The organism is Acinetobacter sp. LoGeW2-3 (assembly GCF_002688565.1).
Classification (GTDB): Bacteria; Pseudomonadota; Gammaproteobacteria; order Pseudomonadales; family Moraxellaceae; genus Acinetobacter.
The window spans coordinates 19,730-43,947 of sequence record NZ_CP024012.1 but is presented as its reverse complement, the minus strand read 5'-3'; the positions used below and the strand labels follow the sequence as shown (position 1 = coordinate 43,947).

The window sequence follows — 24,218 nt, the reverse complement described above, 5'->3', positions numbered from 1 at the left end:
TTTTACATCTCTAATTTTCATTAATAATTCGTTCAAGAACTTAAGCAATTTCTTGCCTTACACTAATAGACCTCCTTCATAAATCATTTTTTACTCAGCTCCAAGTTATAGATTCCAGCAATTAAATTGAATCTCAAACCGAGTCTTTTGCCTCTATTTCGATAACGCTCAGCAAGGATTTTGAAGGTTTTCAGGCTGCCAAATACATGCTCAACGCCTATTCTTCTTTTATTGATTTCCTGATTATAGATTTTGAGTTCAGGATCCAATTTACAGCGTCTTTTGGCTTTTAAGGGCAACAGGCTATTGGGATACAAAGTATAAATCCCTTGATAACCTTTATCCGCAAGAACAACGGCTCCTGAAGGAATCTGGTTTAAATTGCGTTTGAACAACTCGAAATCATGCACTGCACCGCGACTGCTACATAAACTCAGAATTTGCTGAGTCTTGTAGTGAATCATGGCCTGTACTTTAAAGGTATGGGTCTTTTTCTTGCCACTATAGCTTTTCTTCTGTTTTTTTAGGCCTTTGGATTGGAATTTCTATGGCATCTACGATCACAACATTCCAGTCGATGCCTTCACCTTCGGGTAAACTCTTCGGTAAATTAAACAGATTGGAGTGAATCAGGCAGTCTTCAACATGGTGTAAATTCTTGAGGCTGTGGGCTCTGAAACCCTGTAACTCTTCGCAACGTGAAATAAAGTTCGGTATTCCCGCCAATAGCTTAGACAGAGCAGAACCTGGTCTTCCAGGCTTAACTTGGGTGGTCTGCCTTTGGCAGGGACATGTTTCTTCAATTGCTCAACCATCAAATAGAAAGTTGGCCATGAGATGCCCGTGTATCGCTTGAACTGAAGATCAGAAAGCTTGTTTGAATCGATGTATTTCATCCGCAGATTATGCACGAATGCCAAGAAATCTGGAGTGCAAATATTAACCAAAAAGAAGATCATTTTTTGATTTATGAAAGAGATCTATTAAACGGTCAATTTAAATTTATAACAATAGATGGCGATCTTGTTTACTACAACCAGGGCTTTAATTTCAGCCTATTTGGATGAAGTAAAAATTCTTTGATGAATCTAAATTTGCTGACCACTTTTGCATTTAACTAATTAAACCTATTTGCTTAGCTGCATAAATTGCCTTAGTACGGGAATTCACTTCCAGCTTTTGATAAATTTTTTTAATATGCGTATCTACAGTGTGTTTTGAAATATTAAGCTCCAAGCCAATTTCATAGCTACTCGATCCATTAGAGACGCAAGTCAATATTTCTATTTCTCTTTGTGATAAATTGGTATGAACTTGCTCATGACTCACCGGCAAATCAATCAATGATTTTTTAAATTTTCTTAGAATTTTTTTGGCGATATGTGGATCGATAATAGCACCGCCTTTTAGCATTGTTCTTATGGCAAACATAAGTTCAAAATCATCTGTTTCTTTTAAGACATAACCTGTTGCACCTACATTTAAAGCTTTATAAATAACATCTAAAGTATTCCATGCGGAAAGAACCATAATAGGTGCAGTCTTTGCACTTATTGCACGAATGTTCATAATAAAATCGATGCCGCTGCCATCGGGTAAATTTAAATCTACTAGCATAAATTGTATGGAATTTTTACTGCAAATATCTACAGCAAATTCTATGGTTTGAGAATAGAAGATATCTTTTTCTTCATAACCAAAGGCCTGTAAGACTTTAGAAATTCTCCACTGCTGAGCCGGATCATCTTCTAAAACCAGCATTGGCTTAAGCAATGGCGTGCTGAAATCAAACATTTTTTACCATCCATTTTATTTACATAGATTCTTTTCATTTAGCTTTAGAATTGCTATCCCTAAAATTTGGGATTTTAAATTTCAATAATTTAATGGCTCACCCTAATTGCTCAATAACGTGATATCTATCATAAACCAAAACCACAATCACTTCTGATTGCATTGCAGCATTAAGTAAAAATAAAAAGGAAAATTCTTTGTGATAAATCCCTGCAAATAGAGCGGCTGTAGCTCTAAGGCTGTAACAGGCTGACCATCATTTTAAAATTCTTGGCGTTTTTTATGGTTTCTAAAACAAGTCATGACCGTTATTTTAATTAACCTGAGTTCGATATAAAAAAGAGTAGAAAAAAAGCCCTGTATTTGTAACATATTGGTTCTCAAGACAAAATTCTATAAAACAAGGATTTTCAATGGATCATATTACCGAATTATTTTGTATTGTGGATGATTTCTGCAAAAAATTTAATGAATCTTTAGAAAAAGCTTTAATTTCTGATCAAAAATCCAGGTTAAAAAAGTCAGCTTTAAGCTTATCTGAAGCAATGACCATTGTGATTTTATTTCATCAATCTGGCTTTAGATTCTTCAAATATTTTTATTGCCAAATGATCGTTCCATTCTGAAAATCTGCTTTTCCTCAACTTCTTAGCTACAACCGGTTTATTGAAATCATGCCCCGTTGTCTACAAGCTTTGAGTAGTTTCTTCCATCAAGTTAAAGGAAAAGATACAGGGATCAGTATTATTGATTCAACCAAGTTGGTTGTTTGCCATAATCTTCGAATTAAAAGGCATCGTATATTCAAAGGCCTGGCTGATCGCGGGAAAAGTAGTACGGGTTGGTTTTATGGGTTTAAATTACATCTGATTATCAATAATTTAGGTGAAATTATTAATCTCAAACTCACATCGGGAAATGTTCATGATGTTGCTGTACTTGAATCTTTAACTAAAGAACTAAAAGGAGTTTTACTGGGGGATAAAGGATATTTGAGCAAAGCGAAAGCTGAAGCTTTAGCAGCCAGAGGACTAAAAATATTGACCCCATCACGCAGGAATATGAAAAATAAATCCATCCACACCGAAGAAGAAAGACAATTGCTTTGCAAAAGAGGATTGATCGAAACAGTGAATGATCAGTTAAAAAATTTGCAGCAACTTGAACATTTACGTCATCGTTCGGTCAATAATTTTATGGTGAATATTATGGCTGCTGTAGTGGCTTATTGCTTGAATCCCAATAAGCCAACTTTCCAAAATATGCTAAAAGGCTAAGCGAATTTCGTCGAACTCAGGTTAATTAAATAATACCTAAATTTAGGTATTTAACAAAAAAACACAATCACTATATTAAAAACAAAGAATTTGGGGGCGGTATTACATGTTTAAACTTCAAAATATTTTTGGCTTTTTCAGTTTAATCGGGCTATGCAGCACTGCACTTGCTGCAGAATGTATTCTTAATAATTCGGATCGAACAGTATACCTAGATAAAGCACCGGGTATCGTATTCTATAATTTTGAGAACTGTAACAAAAGAATTAAATCTTCAGAATATAAATGGCTAGACACAAAAGATGGACATATTATTTTCAAGTCTTCTACCTACCCGCAGGACCCTATTCCGGTATGGCATACGAATCAAAATTTCACAATCATGAGGGGCTGGGGAAGCTCACAACAAGTTTGGAACACTCCAAGTATATTAGAGGCTCGCATTAACTATGAAAATACCTCGGATGTAAGGAATGTCGATTATACGATCATGATGGGCAAACACCTGCTATCCTCACTTGCAAACTATCGACCTGGCGATTATGCCACCTCTGTCAAACTTTCCGTAAATTATTAATTGCATTAAAAATGTTTTATTTAATAATCCACTTTTAGAACTTAAATAATTAATTTTAATTATTTTTCAGACTATATTTTCTAACATTAATTTTTGAAATGAAAAGTTACAATCAATAAAAGGAAATTGATCCTATGAATTCATTCATAAAACTCACCAGCATTTTATTATTAAGTACAGGGGCATTTGCTGCACATGCTGGTACTGACAGTATCACTGTAAAATACATCCTTACTGTCCCAACCGCATGTGCGATTTCAAACAAAGTTAAAGCTATCAGCCTACCTTTAAAACATGATACCACTCCAGCAACTCAAAACATTGATGTGAAATGCAATGTCAACTACACCGTTAAAGCATCATCTGTAAATAATTTAGGTCCTAACAAATCTCAGCTGGTTAACCCCCAATCAACGCTTAATATTCCTTACGATATCACTCTGACAGGCGGACCGACTTCTGTGATTGTAAATGGAGCAGCTTCAGGAAAAGTCGCTCCAGCAGCGACTACAAAAACGGACACATATACCCTCACTGCCAAAACCGAATCAGCAATTGCCATTGAAGAGTACATTGCAGGTGACTATACCGATACTGTTACTGTAGAAATTAGCTACTGATTTCTCATAGGCATGTATGTATAGACCATTGATCCACATACATGCCGCAGAGTCATTCTGCAAAACTTCCTATTTGAAGCATAGAACTTTGGCTTTCCTCCGTTCCTAGGCATCACAATTCACCCTCTTTTAAAATTAGCTTTACTGCAGTCTATTTGCAATTTAAATACCACATAGTTTTGGGGAAAACATATGTCTCACCTATCATTGATCCGCCTTTGCTTTTTAGCCAGCATTGCTGGCATGATGTCGGCAACAGCTTATGCCAATGTCGCAATTTATCCAGTCAAAATGCAAATCAATGGGGACAATCGTCAGCGTACAACAACCATCAACCTACACTCCTCTGCTGATGAAACTCCCAAAAATTATGAAGTTTATGTATATAAATGGACTCAAGACAGTAATGGTAATGACATTCTGACCCCTGATAATCAACTGGTGATTAGTCCTGCTTCATTTGTGCTTGAGCCGAACAGCAAGCAGGTCATCCGTATGGGTTTTAAACAGCCCATTTCAGCAATGAACTTACAAAAAGAAGAAGCTTGGCGCATTAAAATTTCACCATTGCCTGATACAGAGAAATCCAACGGCATTAAATATGCGTATGGTTTTAATGTACCGCTGTTTGCAGGCAAAAACTTTAAAGCAGATTTGTCATTTCAATTCGCAAAAGATTTGAATAACCAGCCTGCTATTCATGCCAAAAATTTAGGTACAGGGCATTTCCAAATCACTGGTTTTACTCTGCAAGATGGCAAAGGAAATAGCATTTTCACATCAAATGAAATGAAATATATTCTTGCGCAGCAACAAGTGCAATTAAGCATTCCTGCCATTAAACCGCAAAAAGGGCTTCAACTCATTGTGCAAACCGCAAACGATAAGCCGTTGAAATTTGATATTGCGGAGCAGGAATAATGAAAAAAGGAATTAAAAAAGTACGCAATATTGTCACATCCCCATCTACCCTCGTTTTAATCTGCTGTACGCTTTATTCCCAACACGGCTTAGCGCAAAGTGTTGCTGAAAAAAACCTTGTGGCTAAAACCGCGCCCGAATTAAGGACCGAGCATTCAGTAATCAATGCACCTAAACAAGATAATGCTATTTTAGGGCTTTGGGTCAACGGTGTAGATCTGCAACAAGAAGCCTTTATTCTTAACATTAATCAGCAGCGCTATATAGAGTGCAGTATTCTTCAACAAGGATTTGTTGATATTTCTCAATTAAGTGCATTAAATCAAGATAATATTCAATATTGTTTAATTGACAATCCGAGTTTTAGTAGTGAAATTGATGCACAGCGTCAATTGTTCAAACTGAACATTCCCGCGCAATATATGCTCAAGCAGGAACTCGCTGCAAAGCAGCGTTTTATACCTGACATGCCTAATTTAGGCGGATTTATTAACTATAATGTGTATTATCAAAATGGTGATTACAACAAGCAAATCAATGCTTCGACAGACCTCAATCTTTTTTGGAAAAACATGCTGTTTAACAGCAGTCATTTGTTTCGTAAAAACAATGATGATCATCACAACAAGTCTCAGAGCAGCAACCGTTTAAATACGTCCTTAAGTTTTGAATTCCCAGAACAAATGACGACTTTAAAATTGGGTGATAATGTCAGTAACTATACTGGGCTGAATCAATCTTTCTATTTTGGTGGTCTAAGCTTTGGCACCAATTTCAGCAGACGCCCCAATTTCACCTATTGGAATACCCCATCCGTTCAAGGCAGTGCTTTGACACAATCGACTGTCGATTTAATGATTAACGGTTCACAAGCCTATAACGCCAAAGTAAACCCTGGCCAATATAACATTGACAGCAATATTGGCTTTTCAGGTTTAGGTGATGCACAAATTATTGTCAAAGATATTTTAGGCAATACTACAGTACAAAATATCTCGGTTTTTGTCGATCAACGGCTGCTGCGTCCAGGACTGACAGATTATAATTTTTCCGCTGGTAAATTACGCTATAACTATGCTTATGAAGATAATGATTATCGTGACTGGTTTGGAAGCGGTTATCTTCGTAGAGGTATCACAGCATCGACAACTTTAGGCATAACAGCAGAATATAGTAAGAAACTAGAAAGTGCTGGACTCATGTGGAGCCAATATCTGTACAAGTTGGGATTACTGGAAGTCAACTCTGCCTACAGCCATGCAGATGAAGCAGGTTTAGAGGGCTATACGGTCAATACTGAGTTTAAGCGCAATACACAAAATTATAGTGTCGGCCTACGTTCACAATATTATAGCGCAGACTTTCGCATGCTAGGTCTGGATGACTACAGTAGTCATAGCTATTTGCCAGCGCGGGAAAACCAAATCTATGTATCTAAAAATCAGATCCCTTATCTGAATAATCTTTCTCTCAGCTATATTGAACGTAAATTCAGGGAAGAATCGAATTCAGAAGATCAAAAGCTATTCAATTTAAGCACCAGTCGCTCTTTATCTAACAATCTATTTGGTAGTTTTGGTATCTCCTATGATGCTGAGAGCAATGACCGTGCAAGTGTTGACCTCAGGCTAAGTTACAATTTTGATAACAATAAACAATCCTTGAATCTGAATCAGCATGATGATGACGAAACTAATCTGCAGTTTAATCAATACAGTGAAGGCAATACTGGTTTTGACTATAGCATTGGCGCTAGTCGCAGCCACGATGAGTATTCAGGCAATTTATCTACACGCTTTAAAACCAATGCAGGTGACTTGAATTTACAATACCTGCAAACAGATGATCAAAAATATTACAGCGCAAGCTATATGGGATCTCTGGTTTGGTTAGGCAACCGTTTTGATCTAAGTAAGTATATTTCGAATAGCTTTGCACTCGTTCGCGTTGATGGTACGCCAAATGTTGATATTTACAGCAATGGTTCATATATAGGCAAAACCAACAAGAATGGTGAAATTTTCAGCTATAACTTATATGGTTATAGTGAGAATAGTGTGATCTTTGACGACAGCCAAATCAGTATTGAAGATAGTTTTGCCCACTCTTCTCGCTCCATTATGCCAATCAATCAACGTGGATATATTATTGATTTCCCAATGAGCAATACTGCGAACCACAACATTACCTTTAAATTTATTGATCAAAATCAGCAGCCGCTTGAAAGCGGAAGCATGGTAAACATTGAAGGAATTGCACAGGGTAAATATCCAATTAACAGTCAAAACTTAGTGACTGTTTACGGTCTAAACCCACAAAGCTATTCTATTAAAGTACAAACGTCTAATCAGACTTGCTCAAGTCAGTTTACCTTAGAGCCTGATATAGCTAAGGATGAAATAGTCGTTTTAACTTGCCAATAAAGTACAAAAAAAGGAGCTGTCAATCAGCTCCTTTTTACTGACTTATAAAATGATTGGGATTATTCAACAATCCAAGATCTATTGTTTAATCCTGCTGTAACGCGTCATTCATACGCAGATACAATCATACTAGGTTCTATAATTTGCATAATAGAGGCATAGGGATTCATAGGTATATTTGGATTCCCGTTCTCCGACTTAAAATAATCCTCCCATTTGTAAAATTATTTCATTTAAAATCAAGCTTAACCTGTTTGCTACATCAGGTAAGCCTCGCTTATAAAATGGCTTTGATCTGCTGTGATTAGATGTACAGGCAAAGTAAGTGATTTACGTATTGTGCGCCACGCCAAGCGGACTCAGTTCTGAAAATATGCGCTTTAATGCCTTTCGAAATACTACGCATCTTACCCACTTTAGCATGAATATTCTTGAATACCATGCCCAAATTAATCATCAATAGACTGTGTATCAAATTTTTTGAATAAGAAGTTATTATTCAAAGTTGGCATGCCTCATCAAAACCGCTCCAGTGAGTATCCAATATTTTCTTTGAAATATCATGAAATTTATCTATATATTTTTGTTCAAAAAAAATATACTTTACAAAATTAGTCTTTGATTTTTATATTTTATTCATTCTGACTAAATATCAAATTTATCCAACTTTTAAAATAAATGAATGGGGAAGCAAGTGTAATGGCTCTGGGATTTGCTCAAACTTCATTTAAGCTAAATCATGACGCTTTTATCATGGCAGTCTTCACTTGTTTCATTTTATGTATAGGATTGTTCAATACGGCATTTGCTGCTTCAACTATTCAACATCCCAAAGATGTATGTCAAACCATAATACAGAGCATAATGGCAGCTCAGGGCAACGTAAATCAGGAAATGCAGCGCCCTGTTCAAGGCTGGGTTAACCTTGAAAAATTACCGGATCGCTGGGAAAAACGTTGGCCTGAGTTTCATGGTATAGCTTGGTATAAGATTCACTTTAGCTACACCTGTGACACTATTATGTCCAATCCACCGCTTAGTTTTGCTATAGAGGGAATCACACAAAGCGGGAAAATATTTTTAAATGACGATTTGCTATGGCAAGACTTATACCTAAAAGAGCCAGCATCCCGCAGCCAGTATATGCCCCGTATATGGAATTTGCCCACATCTAGCTTAAAGCAAGGTCAAAATACCTTATGGATACAAGTATATGGAAGTATTACGCAAAAATCCGGTTTAGGCCATGTTGCTTTAGGCAATTATCCAAGCACATACAGTCTGTACAACAAATGGCTTTTAGAAAAAAGAACACTTCCTGAATTCAATACGATGGTCAACATTGTAGTGGGAGTGTTTTATCTTTTGGCATGGCTGGCCAACCGCAAAGAAAAAGCATTCTTATGGTTTGCAGTGACCGGCTTAGGATGGGTTATTTACAGTTTTTGCTTTTTATATACCGACCCGATTTATTTTCTTTCCTTTATCAACATTGACCGTTTACAGAATATTATCTTCTGTATTTATACAGTCACGGGCTGTTTAGGTGCTTGGTACTTTGCAAATAAGTCATTTCCACGTATCCAAAAATTACTCTTTATCTTCTTAGCTGTGGCTATTGTTTGTATTACTTTGGCACCAACCAATCAAGTCAGTACAGTAATACAATTTTTCTTTTCAGTTGCTGTTGTCATCTTTTTATTAAAATGTATTACCTATCCTTTTATTGCTTATAAATCAAATTCTCCAGAAACTTATTTACTAGCAGTATTGTATTTAATCTACTTACCCATAGCTTTTAATGATGCGCAGTTTATGCTCACTATGGAAGGGCGCCCGCTTTCTCCTTATACTGGACCATTTACCACCATGGCAGTTGGTGCTATTTTAGCTATGCGTCTAGCCCGAAATGCACGGAAAATTGAACGTTTTAATAAAACACTTGCAGAAAATGTGACTCAAGCCAAGCAGGAGTTGACAGCATCATTAGGACAGCAGCATAAGCTTTCGATCGAAAATGCTAGGCTGCAAGAACGCATTCATTTATCCCATGATTTGCATGATGGATTAGGTGGTTCTATTGTACGCTCAATCATCACAATGGAACAAAATGATAAAATCACTAAACCACAAGTGCTATCTATATTAAAAATGCTGCGCAGTGATTTACGACAAATTGTTGACTCAGGTTCCAGCTTCTCCTGCAAAGTCCCTTCTAATCCTATGGAATGGGGAGCGCCTATTCGCTATAGATTTATCCAACTCTTCGAGGAAATAGATATCCGTTCACACTGGAACTTTGAACAAACATGGAAAAATATCCCTGTACCTCTGCAATGCCTTACATTAACAAGAGTTCTAGAAGAGGCTCTCACCAATATTGTCAAACACAGCCAAGCATCAGAAGTTAACATATCTTTGACGGAGACAGAGAATAATGAACTGATGATGTGTATTTTAGACAATGGTATTGGCTTTAATCCCAAAACAGTAGAAGCTGGACTGCATGTTGGACTGCAAAGCATGCAGGCGCGCATTCATCGTTTGGGTGGCGAGTTTAAAATTGATTCACAGCCCGGTAAAACCTCAATTCAAGTACTTTTACCTTTGACCATTAATAAAATAAATAGAGATGTTTTCTGAATTGATTAATGCTTGCTGATATGAGAAGAAGCTGGTTTTCAAATAGATTTTAGCAGCAAGGTTTGAACCGTACCGGGTTTGTCGGAGACTTTTTATTTAAGTTAGGCCACCTGACCTAACGGGTTAATCTTATTATAGTAGATTGCTTCAAAATCAAAAGGCGATACATAACCCAGAGCACTGTGTACACGCTTTTTATTGAACCAATCTACCCAATTCAATGTTGCAAGTTGTACATCCGCTAAACCTTGCCAGTCTGCTTTTAAATATTCAATCACCTCTGTTTTATACAAGCCATTCACCGTTTCAGCTAAAGCATTATCGTATGAATCACCAGTCGTACCAACGGATGCTCGTAAATTTACTGCTTCTAAACGATTGGTATAGCGAATAGAAAGATATTGAACACCTCTATCGGAATGATGAATCACATTCTTTGGCATACCTCGGTCATGCAACGCTTGCTCCAATGCATCCAGCACCATATCTGTATTCATACGAGTTGACACTTTCCACCCAACAATTGCTCGTGAGAACACATCAATAATAAAGGCGGGATAGACCCAGCCGGAATTAGTTTGAATATAAGTGAAGTCAGCAACCCACAAATGATTCGGATAATCAGCTTTAAAATTACGTCTCACCAAGTCATCCGCTCGTTTTTGATCATCTCTACTACGTGTGGTTTGTTTATTCTTACCACGCCAAACACCTTGTAGACCTAGCTTCTGCATCAATCGAGCAACTGTACAGCGTGCAATAATATAACCTTCACGTTTCAGTTTTTGCCAAACTTTACGCACACCATATCGACCCGAACTCTCTTTCCAAATTCGTTTAATTTGTTCAGCATGATGCAAGTCATGTAAATCTCGTTTCGCTCGATGTTCTGGATTGTCTGCGAGATCTAAAGTTCGGTAATAGGTTGAAGGTGCGATAGGTAAAATTCTACAAATCGCCTCGACTCCGTACAGCTCTTTATTATTATGGATAAAATCCACCATTATTTGTGTGGGCGGTCGAGCTCCGCCTGGGCGAAAAAAGCGGCTGCTTTGCGTAGAATTTCATTGGCTCGTTGCAGTTCTTTATTTTCGCGCTCAAGTTGTTTAATGCGTTCCTGGTCTGAAAGCTGCTGCACTTTGATTGGATTCTGTTGATTCAAATACTTCTGATGCCAGGAACGCAGTGTTTCAGGATTACAGCCCTTGCGCAGCATGCTGCTCAGGTGCAATTGCTGTGATTGCAGCCCAAGTAGAAGGATAATCTTTTTTAGATTCAATCAATAATTGAACCGCTCTTTCTCTAATTTCAGGGGTATATTTTAATTTTGTCATTGGGACATTCTCTCAAGAAAGTTGGTCTCCGACAAATCCGGTACGGTTCAGTTCTTCATTTCGAGATTCTTTTACTAAAAAAGAAGCGCTCAAAATAGCTATGATTAACAAAGCCCATAGGGTCTATCTTTTCAAGCTATGAAGTCGCAATTTTTACTAGGTTCATGAACCGAAATTTTTCTAATCTATACTTTATATTGGCTTAAGTAATTAAATTTATTATTAGATTAATAGAAATTAAATTATGAACTAGCCTTCAGGTGAACATAAGTTAAATAGATAACAACTGATAATAAGTTCATTAATATTGATATAGATTAAAGATTACTAGTGATAACGTCAAATTTTTTAATATTTAGTTATGAATTACATGAACCGGATATTAATTAAGCCAAGAAATATGAAAATATATTTCTTGGCCTAGAATGGTTATTATTTTGAATAAACTTAATATCTTATATTACAAAGAACCCATGTGTGCCATCATTCTTAAGCTGATCGACTAAACCGAACTCCCAATCAAGATAAGCTTGCATTGCTTCTCTTGAATTATCGGTACCTTCATAAGGTCGTTTATAACGATCAATCTCTTCTGAAAGTAAATCTAATTCTTGTGATAATGGCAGACCTGCCTGCCCCCAGGCAGCATTACCACCTTTTAAGATATACACTTTTTGAGTTGATTTGATTTGAGCTTTAATTTCTGGAACTGCATATTGAGCAAGCAAGCTAGAACCACAAGTCACAACAATGGCATCTTTGTTTGTAAATTCTGACTGCTGGATCAGTTTAGGTACATCTGCTTTCAAAACCCATTGTGCATTTGGGATATGCCCTTTTTTGTAATTGGCTGCAGTAGTGAAATCCCAAATAGCAATATTTTGTGTTGCTGAAAGTTGTTGCAGCTCTTCTGGAGAAATAAATAAGTCAACATCTATCTGTGGTGTAGCAGGTTTCCATACTCCAGTTTCAGCCAAAAGTTTCGTAAAATCATCTTCTAGCACATAAACATCCCAGTTCATTTGTGCTAACCAAGAACCGGTCATGTATGCCCGAATAAGTTGATCGTCAACTAAAACAATACGAGCACCACGCACTGCAGCATAATGGTCAGTTTCCTGTACCAACTGACCACCTGCTACCCAACGACTACCAGGTAAATGCCCTGCTGCATATTCCTGTTCAGTACGTACATCAAAAATATAAGTGGTTTTATCTTCCTGTGCCTGTAGATCCTGTAAGTCAATTAAACTGATTTGCTTTACACCTGCTTGCTTTGCCAATTCTGCAGCATTTTGTTTTGCTTGCGCATCGATCTGGGTATCAAGAGCTACAAATGAACGTTGCTGACCATGCTCTAGTTGTTGTCCAGCTAGTGTCCAGCCAATCGTTCCATTTCGTAATGCAAAAATTTCATGAGGCAACTTAGCATTAATTAGTGATTGAGTACCAATAATACTGCGAGTACGACCAGCACAATTTACGATAATCTGGGTGTTTTCATCTTTAACCAATGAAGGTGCACGCAGAACCAATTCTGCGCCTGGAACACTCATCCCAGTTGGGATACTCATAGTCTGATATTCATCAAAACGTCGAGCATCTAAAATGACGATATTTTCTTGAGCATCAATTTTTGCTTTTAGTTCCTCGGCACTAAGAGATGGTGTGCCCTTATGATGCTCTACAAACTCACCAAATGCTTTACTGGCAGAGTTAACATCAATGAATAATTCACCACCATCACGTTGCCATGCTTCTACGCCACCTTCTAAAACTGCAATGTTACTATAACCATACTCGCTAAGTTTTTTATAGGCGCGCTCAATACGACCATCACCATCATCATAAATAACCGTGAGTGTATTTAGACGAGGAATACGGTTATAAATTTCAATTTCGAGACGTGATAAAGATATATTTGTCGCAAATAAGGGGTGATTTTGGGCGAAGATATGCTCTTCCCTTAAATCTACAATAGCAACTTCCTCGCCAGCCAGTAATTTTTCACGGATTTCTTGATAAACGATAGTTTTCATTCTTTTAACATCACTCTTTAAAAATTTGAATAACCAGAAATAAATGGTTTAGCTGTACCGTCTAGTTGATAGGTAAAACGCTCAACTTTGCCTATATTTGCACCATAAATATGGATACTGATTGAGACTTGATCCTCAAAGGCATTGTTAACAGCATGAATATCTCCCGTAGTTGGTGTAAACCAGTCGATATCTCCCACTTCGAGATAATCGCCTTGAGCAACTGGATGTAAACCTGCCTCATCACAGGTATAAGGTGTAGAGACTTCTGCACCTTCAAGCACACCAATTGCACCCCATACTTCGTGGTTATGAATTGGTGTTTTTTGACCTGGTCCCCAAACAAAGCTGACAATGGAAAAACGCTCTTCAGGATCTAGATACAATAGATATTGTTGATAATATTCTGGATGCGGTTTTTTAAACTCTGGTTCAAGCCAGGTTGAATCCTGGAGGAGCTTTTTAAACTCAGGTGTAAAGCGCTGAATTAAGTTTTGCTCATCCAGTTGTTCTATCAATCCTTGCTCAATAGCATTAATTACAGGTGCTAAAACATTCAGATATTTAGCCATATTAATTTCCTGCCTGCTTTGTATTAAACTCACGATCAAACAGACCGCTTACATCAATTTTCTGATTTAATAATTGGTGTTTATGATAGAAATCTGCTGTGTCTTGCGAAGTGGCAATTACATCATCAGTAATACTAGTCCATGTGGCATTTTTTCGTTTGAATGCTAATGTGGCTGGTTCTTCTGGAATTCCGGTGATTTTTGCAAGTTCTTTACCAAATGACTGATAGTTTTTATTTACCCATTCCTGAGATTCTTCAAGCCGGTAGATAAAGTCCTGAATAGCTGCACGCTTCTGCTGATCATTTAAAGCTTGCTCTGTACCGGCAAGGAATGTAAAACCTGAATATAATCCACGTCCATTTTCAATGATTCGAAAACCATCAATGACTTCAGCATAGGCAGTGTATGGATCCCAAACTGCCCATACATCAACATTGCCATTTGCAACAGCAAGTTTGCCATCTGCTGGTGGCAAAAATTTAAAATTTACATCAGAAGCTTTCAAGCCAGCACGTTCTACAGCACGTAATGTAACCAGCTGACCAATCGAGCCCTTATTCGCTGTAATAGTTTTTCCTTTGATATCCTGAATGGATTTAATCGGACTATCTTTAGGTACGAGTAAAGCTACTGCATAGGGATCATATCGGTTAACCGCAATTGCGCGTGCATGACCACCATTTGCATTTGCAAAGATGAATGGTGCATCTCCAAGATAACCAATATCAATCGCGGTAGCGTTTAATGCTTCGGCAACTGGAGCTGCTGCCGGGAATTCATACCATGAAATTTTATAATCGATACCATCTAGAAGTTTTGAAGCCTCTAGCTGGGCACGCATATTTCCTTTTTGATCACCAATTTTGAGTTCAATTTGTGCTGAATTTTTAAGTTTAGTCACTTCTTTTGTATTTTCAGCTTGATTAACCTGTTTATTACAAGCAGCTAAACTTATTGAAACAGCACTAATAATGCCAACTAATATTTTTTTCATTTCAATCACACTTTTTAATATTTTGTCAGCAAGGCCTAGGCAATCTTGTTTAATTTATCCAGTTCGGCTGTTTTATAACGGATGCTCGGTAGTAGTTCTTTGCCGTATTCAATGACATCATTTAATGGGTCAAAACCACGAATCAATACGCTGTTAATACCTAGCTTATAATATTCTGCAATAGATTCTGCTACTTGCTCGGGTGTACCTACTAAAGCTGTAGAGTTATGGTTGCCATGTACTAAGGTAGAAATGCCAGTCCATAAATTAGTGTCATGCACTTCTTGTGATGCCAACTCCACTAAACGCTGGGCTCCTACACTTTGAGCACTTTGTTTATCTTTGCGCAGACCGCGGTTTTCAATTTGCTCTCGAGTCAGACTGTAAATATCCTGTGCCTTTTCCCAAGCCTGTGTTTCGGTATCTGCAATAATTGGACGGAAAGAGATATTAAAATCCAGTGGATTTTTACGCTCAAAATTTACTTCATTTGCTCGAATATTTTTTATAAGCTCTTCAGCACCAGCTAAAGGCTCACCCCAAAGTGCAAATACATCTGCATGTTTAGCAGCTACATTTAATGCTTCTTGAGAAGAACCTCCGAAATATACTGGCAAATGAGATTGATAAGGTTTGATTTCTGAGAAACCATCTTTGACTTGATAGTATTTACCACTGTACTGGAAGGGGTTATCGCTGTACCAGGAAAGCTTAGCGATGTCTAAAAATTCTTTTGTACGGGCATATCGTTCGGCTTTAGTTAAGAAATCACCATCACGCTGTTGTTCTGGATCACTTCCCCCGGTAATAACATGAATTGCTAAACGACCTTTAAGTAAATGATCTAGAGTTGCATACTTACGTGCAGCTAAAGTTGGCGCTATAAAACCTGGACGATGTGCTAATAAAAACTTTAATTTCGAAGTATTTGCACCTGCATGAGCCGTTACAATAAAGCCATCGGGCTGATCTGACCATTGACCAATCAATACCCGATCAAATCCAGCATCCTCATGGGCTTTAGCAAAATTTGCAACATAATCTGGATTAAATACTGGGCCTTCTGCTGGGATCGTTTCCGAAGCAAGACGATGGCCAATCATGCCTAAAATTTGAATTGTCATTTCAATTTCCAAAATATTTTTTTGAACTTGAAACAACTGTAATTTAAAAATTAGTATGCGTTAAATAAATATTTATCATAAACTAATATTAATTTCACGCATAAGAATGGTTTTTAGATTACGCTAAATGCAATTTTTGGTTAAAACGTTCCATAATTACATCAAATAATTCAGTTTGTGCATGGCTCAAGTTTTCTCGACGTGCATTGTAAACAATGACATCTAGATTTAGTTCTTCAGTATCTATAATTGATAATTGGTGAAAATGAGGAGTTTGAAAGATTAATTCCTGTGCCAAGAAACCAGCACCAACTCCCTGTTGTATTAAATCCAACTGGATTCTAGTTCCAGTAACTTCAATTTTTAAATTTAGCTGTTTATGCTGTTTTTCTAATTGTTCAGTTAAAAATTCTCTGAATCCACATCCTTTATTATTTAAAATCCAACCTAGATCCTGCAAGTCTTCCCATGTTGAAACACCTGATCTGCTTAAAGATTTTGATACTACAGGCCTAATATGTAAGGTACCCATAATTTTCAGAGAATAATCTTTTGGAAAAGCATTATGTTCTTTTGCAGTAGAAATCACGCCATCAAGTTCATCGTGAGCTAATTTAGATAATAATTCCTTACCCCACCCTGTACTAATTTCAATTTTTGCAGAGGGAAAATCTTTTTGGAGGTCTTGTATCATTCCAAAAATACCAGACTCTGACAGGCTATTTGGAATTCCTATCCTAAGATGTGTTGAATCTGCACTTTGCAAAGCAATAATCTGCTTCAATCTATTGAACTCTTGCTCGATAATACAGCACTGTTCATATATTTCTCGTCCTTTTGCGGTTAACTTTAAAGGGCGAGTATTTCGGTCAAAAAGTTGCACTGAACAGGCTTGTTCTAGACTCTGGATACGACGTGTAACTGCAGGTTGTGTGATACCTAATTGTTGAGCAGTAAGACTCGTGGATTGCAATTTAACAAAAGCAATAAAAGCATGGATGTCTTCAATCTTCATTAAAAATTTAACCTCGGCATAATCGCGCTGCACAGCTGTCTGCTTGAAATCTAATTTGATATTTGAATAGCTCATATCATACTGGCTATCAAATTTATTTAAAAATTCAGGAGCTTATTCTATGTGAATTTAATATGCATTATTTAGGAAGATCAGTATTCTCTTCATTCATACAAAAGAAATTTTCTAACAAAAATACTGAATTAAGGGTTTCTAGTTTTTAACAGAACGAATCAAAACCCCTATTCACCTAAATTGAGTATCTAAAGTAGATGTTGCAAGTGACTATCTTATAAATTAACTTTGAATATTTAGATTAAATTACAAAAAAAGATATTAAAAAACAAATTCTTAGCTATAAATTGATCTATATTAATTTTTCGCGGATTCTAGATTCTCTCTAATTTAAAGCGAAGTGAATATAATTCATATGAAAAGATAAAATTCAGAATAAGCTATGTTTTGTTTATAAAAGAATAAAAGTAACGTTATTATCTCAATCAATAAATTACAGAATTTTTTTTAATAAATATTACTAACACACTGATATAATTGATAAATTTCATACAAAATCATAATTTTTCATTATAATTTTATTAGAATTATTGATATAAATCTTCTGTAAAGGGTGGATAATAGATCAATCTTAAATTTAGTATTCATTATTTTTATATAATTTTATTAAAAATATTTATTTTAAACATATTAAATTCTCATTTATGTTGAGCTGCATAGGACTACTGCATCAGTGATGCTGAGCTAAACATAGAGAATAAATGATGATACAACTACAGGATCTTAAGAAAACATTTATACAAAAGGATGGTCAATTCACGGCTGTTTCCGATGTTAGTCTAAATATTCATCAAGGCGATGTATTTGGCATTATCGGTTTTAGTGGTGCAGGAAAATCAACATTATTGCGCATGATTAATCTGCTAGAACGCCCCAATACTGGTGATATTAAAATAGAAGGTATTTCCCTTTTACGATTATCAAAAAAGCAATTACTCGAACAGCGTAAATCCATTGGTATGATTTTTCAGCATTTTAACTTGCTGACCAACCGCACTGCTCTAGAAAATATTGAGTTGCCGTTAGAATTTTCAGGTGTGCCAAAAGCAGAACGTCATAAACGTGCTTTAGAGTGCCTAGAAATTGTTGATTTATTAGATAAAAAAGATGCTTATCCAAGTCAACTTAGCGGTGGACAGAAACAGCGTATTGCAATTGCCCGCGCCATTGTGACCCAGCCCAAAATTCTGCTCTGCGATGAGCCAACTTCTGCTGTCGATCCACAAACTAAAGAATCGATTCTGCATTACCTGTCAAAGATCAATAAACAGTTTGGTATTACGATAGTGATCGTGACTCATGAAATGCAACTAGTACACAAAATCTGCAACCGTGTTGCGGTAATGGAACAAGGCCAAGTAATTGAAGAGTTTGACCTCAATCAGCCAATCCAGCAACCGGTCAAATCTATTATTTCAAAACTATTGCTCAATGATGTCAGTACCAGCTTAAAAGAGGCTTCTTAATATGTACGAAAAAGTAATTGGTATTTGGCCTGAAATTCAAACAGCACTGGGCGAAACCTTTTATATGCTGTCTGTGACGATTTTTCTTGGCATTATTTTTGGTGGAATAGTCGGCACTGCGCTGTATTTAACTCGTGAGGGTTCAATTTCTAGCAATAATTTAGTAAATGGGATTTTAAATGCGGTGGTGAACTTCATCCGTTCTTTCCCTTTCTTAATTCTCGCTATTTCTATTGTGCCTTTAACACGCTTAATTGTGGGAACTTCAATTGGTACAACAGCCGCCATTGTTCCTATGACAATTAGTTGTATTCCATATTTTGCCCGTTTTGTTGAGGCAGCTTTGCTAGAAGTCAACCGTGGGGTAATTGAAGCAGCGGAAGCAATGGGCGCAACTAAATTTCAAATTGTACATAAAGTGCTGTTTTCAGAAGCACGTGCAGCAATTGTTAACTCAATCACTATCGTGACAGTAAGTTATTTTTCCTATTCCACGATTGTTGGAATTGTAGGAGGCGGTGGTATTGGCGACTTTGCTATTAGATATGGTTTCCATCGTTTTGAAACAGATATTCTGATTTTCACTGTGCTTATCATTATTTTTATTGTTCAGATCATTCAATTTACTGGCAACTATTTTGTGAAGCGTTTAGATAAACGTTTTTAAGGGATTAATTTATATATGAAATTTAAATATGCATTGAATGCAATGTTGAGTGCATCTGTTGGTCTAGGCTTGGCAGGCTGTGTAAAACAGGAAGATACAAAAGCAGATGCTGACGCTATCAAAGTAGTAACTTTACTCACACGTGACAATCCACCCTTGCCACAAATTGCTGAATTTGTAAGAGATAAAGTTAAAAAACAGAATATTGAATTAAGAATTAAGTATGCCACTGACGGTTTGATTCCTAATAAATCAGTATCTGAAAATGAAACTGATCTAAATTATTTCCAACACATAACTTATATGCAGTCTGCAAAAGAAATAAATAACTGGGATCTAAATGCTATAGGTACCACATTTAACAGTATTTTTGGCGCTTATTCACCGATATATAAAAGTCTAAAGGATTTGCCGGAGGGAGCTAAAGTTGTTATTCCTTTAGATCCATCCAATGGTGGTCGAGCATTAAATCTTTTGGCTTCAGTTGATTTAATTGAGCTGAAGCCAAATACCGGTGCAAAAAGTAGTGTTAAAGATATTACAGCTAATCCAAAAAAATTACAGATTATTGAAGTAGAGCATGCATTAGTGCCAGTGAGTTACAAAGATTCAGATTTAGCAATTATGGACGGTGCCTATACAGTCCATGCCAACCTTGTGCCAAAGCGAGATGCCCTATATTTGGAAGAAAATAATCACAATTACGATGCGGTTTTAGTAGCGAATTCCAAGTCACAGCAAAAAGCTGAAGTGCAAATAATTAAAGATGCATTTACGGCCGATGATACTCGTGATTACGTACTGAAAAACTATTCAGGAACAGTCACTTGGGAAAAACAATAAGTATATAGGAAGTCTAGTTTTATGAATATTAAAGTTAAGGAGGTCTCAAATGCATCACTTCCCTACCACGAGCGTCCAGAATTTCTTGCATTGATTGATGCAGTTAAAGCTGATTTAGAAGTACGTGATGCTAATGGTGAACTGCCACCAGTTCAGATTGTTCAATATCTGAAATCACAAAAATTGGGTGCACTCCGTCTGCCGAAACAATATGGTGGTCAAGCACTCAGCATTGAAGAACTGTTTGCTGTGATTATAGAGCTAGGACGCGCAGATTCTGATGTAGCACATATTTTCCACTCACATTTTCAGTTTACTGAAGATGTGTTGAGACATCCCGATCCTTCATACCGTGAAAAATGGTTTGAGCGTATTGCTAGTGGAAAAATTATTAGTAATGCCCTGGCTGAACCATCTTCACATAATGTTGGCAACGGCAAGCTGATAACCCATATCCTAAATGAAAATAACAAACTATTTTTAAACGGAAAAAAATACTTCACTACTGGTACCTTGCATGCTGACTACGTATTGGTATGGGCACAAAGTCACCTAGATTCTTTATGCCATGTAGTTGTGCCGACAAATCGTGAAGGAGTAGAAATTCTTGATGACTGGATTGGCATCGGCCAGCGTAACACTGCCAGTGGTACTACGTTATTTAAAAGGGTTGCCATCTCCGAAGATGAAATCCGTTGGCCTAAACGAAATGGTTTAGTGAATAAGCCATTTGCACAGCTGTACATTCAAGCCATTATTGCAGGCCAAACCAAAGCTGTAGAAGATCGTACTGCTGTGCTCCTGGCCACTCGTGGTCGCACGTTCAGCTATGGCAATGCTGAACAAGCGCATGATGAACCGCTTTTTCTGGAAAAAGCGGGTGAAATTTCTTCTATTTCTTTTATTGTTGAAAATGCCGTTTTACGGGCAGCACGTTCATTAGATCGTGTGATCCAGCATTTAGACCTTCCTAGCTATGATTCTGTACTGCAGCTAGCAGCGGCAGATGCAGCAAAAGTAAAAGTCGCAATTGATCCGCTAGCCCTAAAAGCTGCCAATCTGATGTTCGAAGTTATCGGTGCTTCCGCAATGGGACGAGATACATTAAATGATCGTCACTGGCGCAATATTCGTACGCTATCAACGCATAACTCAGTCAGCCTGAAAGCTAAAGTATTAGGTGACATTTTAGTCAATAAAAAAACTGTACCAAATATCGGCTATTTCTAACCTAGCACTGTACGTTAAGCGTCCTAAAAATTTAAGGCGCTATTTAATACAACTGCGCAAACAGCGCATATAATGGAATATCTATGAAATTTAAAAATGTATTGACTGCTGCTCTTGCAGCATCAATTGGTTTTGGGTTGTCAGGCTGTGCTAAACAAGATAAAACAGCTACTACTGCGAACAGTGAAATTAAAGTAGTTACTTTACTTACACGAGATAATCCTCCATATCCACAAGTTGCTGAATATGTAAAGAATAAAGTTAAAGAACAAAATATTGAATTGAAAATTAAATATGCCAATGATGGTCTGATTCCGAACAAATCAGTGGCAGATGATGAGGCTGATTTGAACTATTTCCAGCATAAGTATTATATGCAGTCAGCAAAAGAGTTAAATAATTGGGATTTAGTAGCGATAGCCTCTACTTTTAATGGGATGTTTGGGGCATATTCACCTAAATATAAAAATATTAATGAGCTACCAGATAAAGCTAAAGTCATAATTCCATCAGATCCATCAAATGGAGGACGTGCACTAAATTTATTAGCACGAGCTAAATTGATTGAATTAAAGTCTAATACAGGTGCGAAAACCAGCTTAAAAGATATTACTGCTAATCCCAAAAAACTAAGATTCTTAGAAGTTGAACATGCATTAGTGCCCGTTAGCTTTAATGATTCAGACTTAGCAATTATGGCAGGCGCATATACTATTCACGCTGACCTGATACCCAAACGTGATTCAATTTATCTTGAACAAGATAACCAGGAATATGACAGTGTGCTTGTATCCAATAGCAAAGCTGCTCAGAGACCTGAAGTAGAACTCGTTAAAGAGGCCTTTATCGCAGAAGATACGCGTGAATTTGTTTTAAAAAATTATGCCGATACGGTTACCTGGCCAAAACGATAAAACTACTTCATAAATTTTTATTTTTACTGAGACCTCTACGTTGACATGGTAGAGGTCTAGCAATTTCCATCTTTTACTCTAAAAACGACCTAGAATTCACCAAGTTCCTGAACCATAAAAAATAAGATATAAAAATAATGTTTATAAATACATGTTTTTATTAATCATTAACTATTTTTTTATTATGAACTAGACTTTAGGTGAACATAAGTTAAATATTATATAACTATTTTATTGCTGAAAAAGGAATAGAGAAATTTCTCTATTCCTTAAGCTGATTTACCTTAGAAATCATACTTCGCCATAATTTCTATACGATTATCCTTACCTGATCTATTATCTACAGTCTCACGTTCACCATAGATATATTCCATACCAAACGTAATTGGTTTTATTGGGTTATACATAACATTTAACCAACCTTGCTGCAGATGATCGTTGCTTGGCTCTCCTTTCTTATTCTTTACATTGTTTTCATCATAGATAATAGAACCATAACCTAATGTACTTCTAATTTGAGGAGTAAATTTATAAGTTACACCTAAAGTGAAAGCATCAAAATCAATCAGTTCAAGGCTTTCTTTTGTTCTGATAAATCGATCATTATCTGCAGTAGCTAACAAAAATTTATTATCGCCAGAGACATGCGAGTAATTGGCATTCAGAATCAGCTGATTAAGAGGCTTATAGTTTACCCCTAAGCCAATTCCCCAACCTAACTCTGTCTCATCGCCCAAATCACGTAATCGTACTTCTTGTAAGAGGCCTCGTGCAGTGACTAGGCCAGTACCCTCAGCAAATTTATGACTCAATTTCGCTGTGGCAGCAGGTAATCTGTTTTCATCATTACCTTTTTCTAATGCGACAAAATACTGGGTATTAGGATTTACTTTCTCCGTGTACCGCACCATTGGAGTACGCGTTGTGCCTCCTCCAAGTGGAGTATTAAAATCGAGCATTTCGGGGGAGGTTTCAGTAGACAGGAAATTAGAGGTCGTTTGACCCATTAACCAGTTGTTATAAGTCATATATACATGACGTAGTCGTACTGTATCCTTATCAGAGCCACCACGAAAATCAATTTCAACTTTACCGCCGATATCAGCATCCTGAACTGGAGCCTTGAAATCCAGGCCTATACGGGTAGTTGTTAATGTCGAATCCAATCGATCTTCAGTAGATTTCTTGTTAGCCTCCCCTGTTAGCGCCACACTATTGATGCTATTAAACATGCCTTTTGCACCTTCAATTTGATAGGCAGCATCAGCACGAACAAAACCATAAATATTGACTTCTGCGCCGTTCTTTGATTTCCATTTTAATGCTGAATCTTCAGATTTCTTCGGAACGTTTGCTACTACTGGAAAACTGGCTTGAGTCTGGGGTGTGGTTGTTGTGTGTACTTCAGTATTGTTCTGCTTTTGAATCGCTGTTTTTAGTACTTCTAGTTCAGCCCTGAGTTCTTGTATCTGTTGCTGTTCAGTTGTACCAGCATAAGCATGGCTGTACAGACAAGTTACTACCGTGAATGCAAGGGTATTTACAACCAAGCGCATAAAAATCTCCAATATTTGTATAAAGTTCATCCGTGACTTTTTGAAGTATTTCAAAAAGTTGATTGATTTTTTTAAAAAATATCAATCACTTAGTTATGATTTAAATTGAAAATAATAATAAAAGAGAAGAT

The 24,218-nt window shown here is 36.8% G+C and carries 18 protein-coding genes, 3 pseudogenes and 1 other annotated feature; of the genes and pseudogenes, 11 read left to right on the top strand and 10 right to left on the bottom strand.

What is annotated here, in order from left to right; translation table 11 throughout:
* Nucleotides 1-83: 83 nt before the first annotated feature.
* From BS636_RS15600 to BS636_RS15590, 3 genes and pseudogenes are all read right to left on the bottom strand, one after another.
* Nucleotides 84-467, bottom strand: a pseudogene (locus BS636_RS15600) (transposase family protein); the annotation flags it as partial.
* A gap of 162 nt (nucleotides 468-629) precedes the next feature.
* Complete coding sequence (locus tag BS636_RS15595; protein ID WP_228206961.1) at nucleotides 630-815, bottom strand: helix-turn-helix domain-containing protein; 186 nt, start codon at nucleotides 813-815, stop codon at nucleotides 630-632.
* A gap of 298 nt (nucleotides 816-1,113) precedes the next feature.
* Nucleotides 1,114-1,794, bottom strand: a complete 681-nt coding sequence (locus BS636_RS15590; protein ID WP_099339706.1) for a response regulator transcription factor — start codon at nucleotides 1,792-1,794, stop codon at nucleotides 1,114-1,116.
* 413 nt (nucleotides 1,795-2,207) lie between these two features.
* On the opposite strand from BS636_RS15590, the pseudogene BS636_RS15585 reads away from it, so the two are divergent.
* The 6 genes and pseudogenes from BS636_RS15585 (at nucleotide 2,208) to BS636_RS15560 (ending at nucleotide 10,255) form a co-directional block, all read left to right on the top strand.
* Nucleotides 2,208-3,071 (top strand): annotated as a pseudogene (locus tag BS636_RS15585) (IS982 family transposase).
* Between the two features lie 106 nt (nucleotides 3,072-3,177).
* Nucleotides 3,178-3,648: a hypothetical protein gene (locus tag BS636_RS15580; protein ID WP_099339705.1), complete on the top strand. Its 471-nt coding sequence runs from the start codon at nucleotides 3,178-3,180 to the stop codon at nucleotides 3,646-3,648.
* A gap of 134 nt (nucleotides 3,649-3,782) precedes the next feature.
* The gene (locus BS636_RS15575) at nucleotides 3,783-4,268 is read left to right on the top strand and encodes a spore coat protein U domain-containing protein (protein ID WP_099339704.1); all 486 of its coding nucleotides are present in this window, start codon (nucleotides 3,783-3,785) and stop codon (nucleotides 4,266-4,268) included.
* Between the two features lie 243 nt (nucleotides 4,269-4,511).
* Entirely contained in the window at nucleotides 4,512-5,189 is a 678-nt protein-coding gene (locus BS636_RS15570) for a molecular chaperone (protein WP_228206958.1), read from the top strand.
* Nucleotides 5,189-7,612, top strand: a complete 2,424-nt coding sequence (locus BS636_RS15565) for a fimbria/pilus outer membrane usher protein (protein ID WP_099339702.1) — start codon at nucleotides 5,189-5,191, stop codon at nucleotides 7,610-7,612. The genes BS636_RS15570 and BS636_RS15565 overlap by 1 nt, the downstream gene beginning before the upstream one ends.
* A 699-nt stretch (nucleotides 7,613-8,311) precedes the next feature.
* Entirely contained in the window at nucleotides 8,312-10,255 is a 1,944-nt protein-coding gene (locus BS636_RS15560; protein ID WP_099339701.1) for an ATP-binding protein, read from the top strand.
* A gap of 101 nt (nucleotides 10,256-10,356) precedes the next feature.
* On the opposite strand, the pseudogene BS636_RS15555 reads toward BS636_RS15560, so the two are convergent.
* The 6 genes and pseudogenes from BS636_RS15555 to BS636_RS15525 form a co-directional block, all read right to left on the bottom strand.
* Nucleotides 10,357-11,589 (bottom strand): annotated as a pseudogene (locus tag BS636_RS15555) (IS3 family transposase).
* Nucleotides 11,185-11,301, bottom strand: a sequence feature (AL1L pseudoknot). Its footprint overlaps the pseudogene before it by 117 nt.
* 455 nt (nucleotides 11,590-12,044) lie before the next feature.
* A complete protein-coding gene (locus BS636_RS15545; RefSeq protein ID WP_099339700.1) occupies nucleotides 12,045-13,628 on the bottom strand; it encodes a rhodanese-like domain-containing protein in 1,584 nt (527 codons plus the stop codon).
* Between the two features lie 17 nt (nucleotides 13,629-13,645).
* The gene (locus BS636_RS15540; protein WP_064096832.1) at nucleotides 13,646-14,200 is read right to left on the bottom strand and encodes a cysteine dioxygenase; all 555 of its coding nucleotides are present in this window, start codon (nucleotides 14,198-14,200) and stop codon (nucleotides 13,646-13,648) included.
* Nucleotide 14,201: 1 nt separating this feature from the next.
* The gene (locus tag BS636_RS15535; protein WP_064096847.1) at nucleotides 14,202-15,197 is read right to left on the bottom strand and encodes an ABC transporter substrate-binding protein; all 996 of its coding nucleotides are present in this window, start codon (nucleotides 15,195-15,197) and stop codon (nucleotides 14,202-14,204) included.
* Between the two features lie 35 nt (nucleotides 15,198-15,232).
* Complete coding sequence (locus BS636_RS15530) at nucleotides 15,233-16,321, bottom strand: LLM class flavin-dependent oxidoreductase (protein ID WP_064096831.1); 1,089 nt, start codon at nucleotides 16,319-16,321, stop codon at nucleotides 15,233-15,235.
* A gap of 118 nt (nucleotides 16,322-16,439) precedes the next feature.
* The gene (locus BS636_RS15525) at nucleotides 16,440-17,411 is read right to left on the bottom strand and encodes a LysR family transcriptional regulator (RefSeq protein ID WP_081406378.1); all 972 of its coding nucleotides are present in this window, start codon (nucleotides 17,409-17,411) and stop codon (nucleotides 16,440-16,442) included.
* Nucleotides 17,412-18,112: 701 nt separating this feature from the next.
* Between BS636_RS15525 and BS636_RS15520 the strand changes: the two genes are divergently transcribed.
* From BS636_RS15520 to BS636_RS15500, 5 genes are all read left to right on the top strand, one after another.
* Nucleotides 18,113-18,877 carry a methionine ABC transporter ATP-binding protein gene (locus BS636_RS15520; RefSeq protein ID WP_228206957.1) on the top strand — a complete coding sequence of 255 codons (765 nt, stop codon included), beginning with the start codon at nucleotides 18,113-18,115 and terminating at the stop codon, nucleotides 18,875-18,877.
* A gap of 1 nt (nucleotide 18,878) precedes the next feature.
* Nucleotides 18,879-19,544: a methionine ABC transporter permease gene (locus tag BS636_RS15515; RefSeq protein ID WP_064096829.1), complete on the top strand. Its 666-nt coding sequence runs from the start codon at nucleotides 18,879-18,881 to the stop codon at nucleotides 19,542-19,544.
* Nucleotides 19,545-19,559: 15 nt separating this feature from the next.
* Complete coding sequence (locus BS636_RS15510; RefSeq protein WP_064096828.1) at nucleotides 19,560-20,387, top strand: MetQ/NlpA family ABC transporter substrate-binding protein; 828 nt, start codon at nucleotides 19,560-19,562, stop codon at nucleotides 20,385-20,387.
* Nucleotides 20,388-20,408: 21 nt separating this feature from the next.
* Complete coding sequence (locus tag BS636_RS15505) at nucleotides 20,409-21,617, top strand: acyl-CoA dehydrogenase family protein (RefSeq protein ID WP_081406377.1); 1,209 nt, start codon at nucleotides 20,409-20,411, stop codon at nucleotides 21,615-21,617.
* 83 nt (nucleotides 21,618-21,700) lie between these two features.
* Nucleotides 21,701-22,531 (top strand): MetQ/NlpA family ABC transporter substrate-binding protein, encoded by an 831-nt coding sequence (locus tag BS636_RS15500; RefSeq protein WP_064096827.1) that lies wholly within the window; start codon nucleotides 21,701-21,703, stop codon nucleotides 22,529-22,531.
* A 284-nt stretch (nucleotides 22,532-22,815) separates the two neighbouring features.
* Here BS636_RS15500 and BS636_RS15495 read toward each other — a convergent pair whose 3' ends face one another.
* On the bottom strand, nucleotides 22,816-24,087 hold the full coding sequence (locus BS636_RS15495) for a DcaP family trimeric outer membrane transporter (RefSeq protein ID WP_099339698.1): 1,272 nt from the start codon (nucleotides 24,085-24,087) through the stop codon (nucleotides 22,816-22,818).
* Between the last annotated feature and the right edge of the window lie 131 nt (nucleotides 24,088-24,218).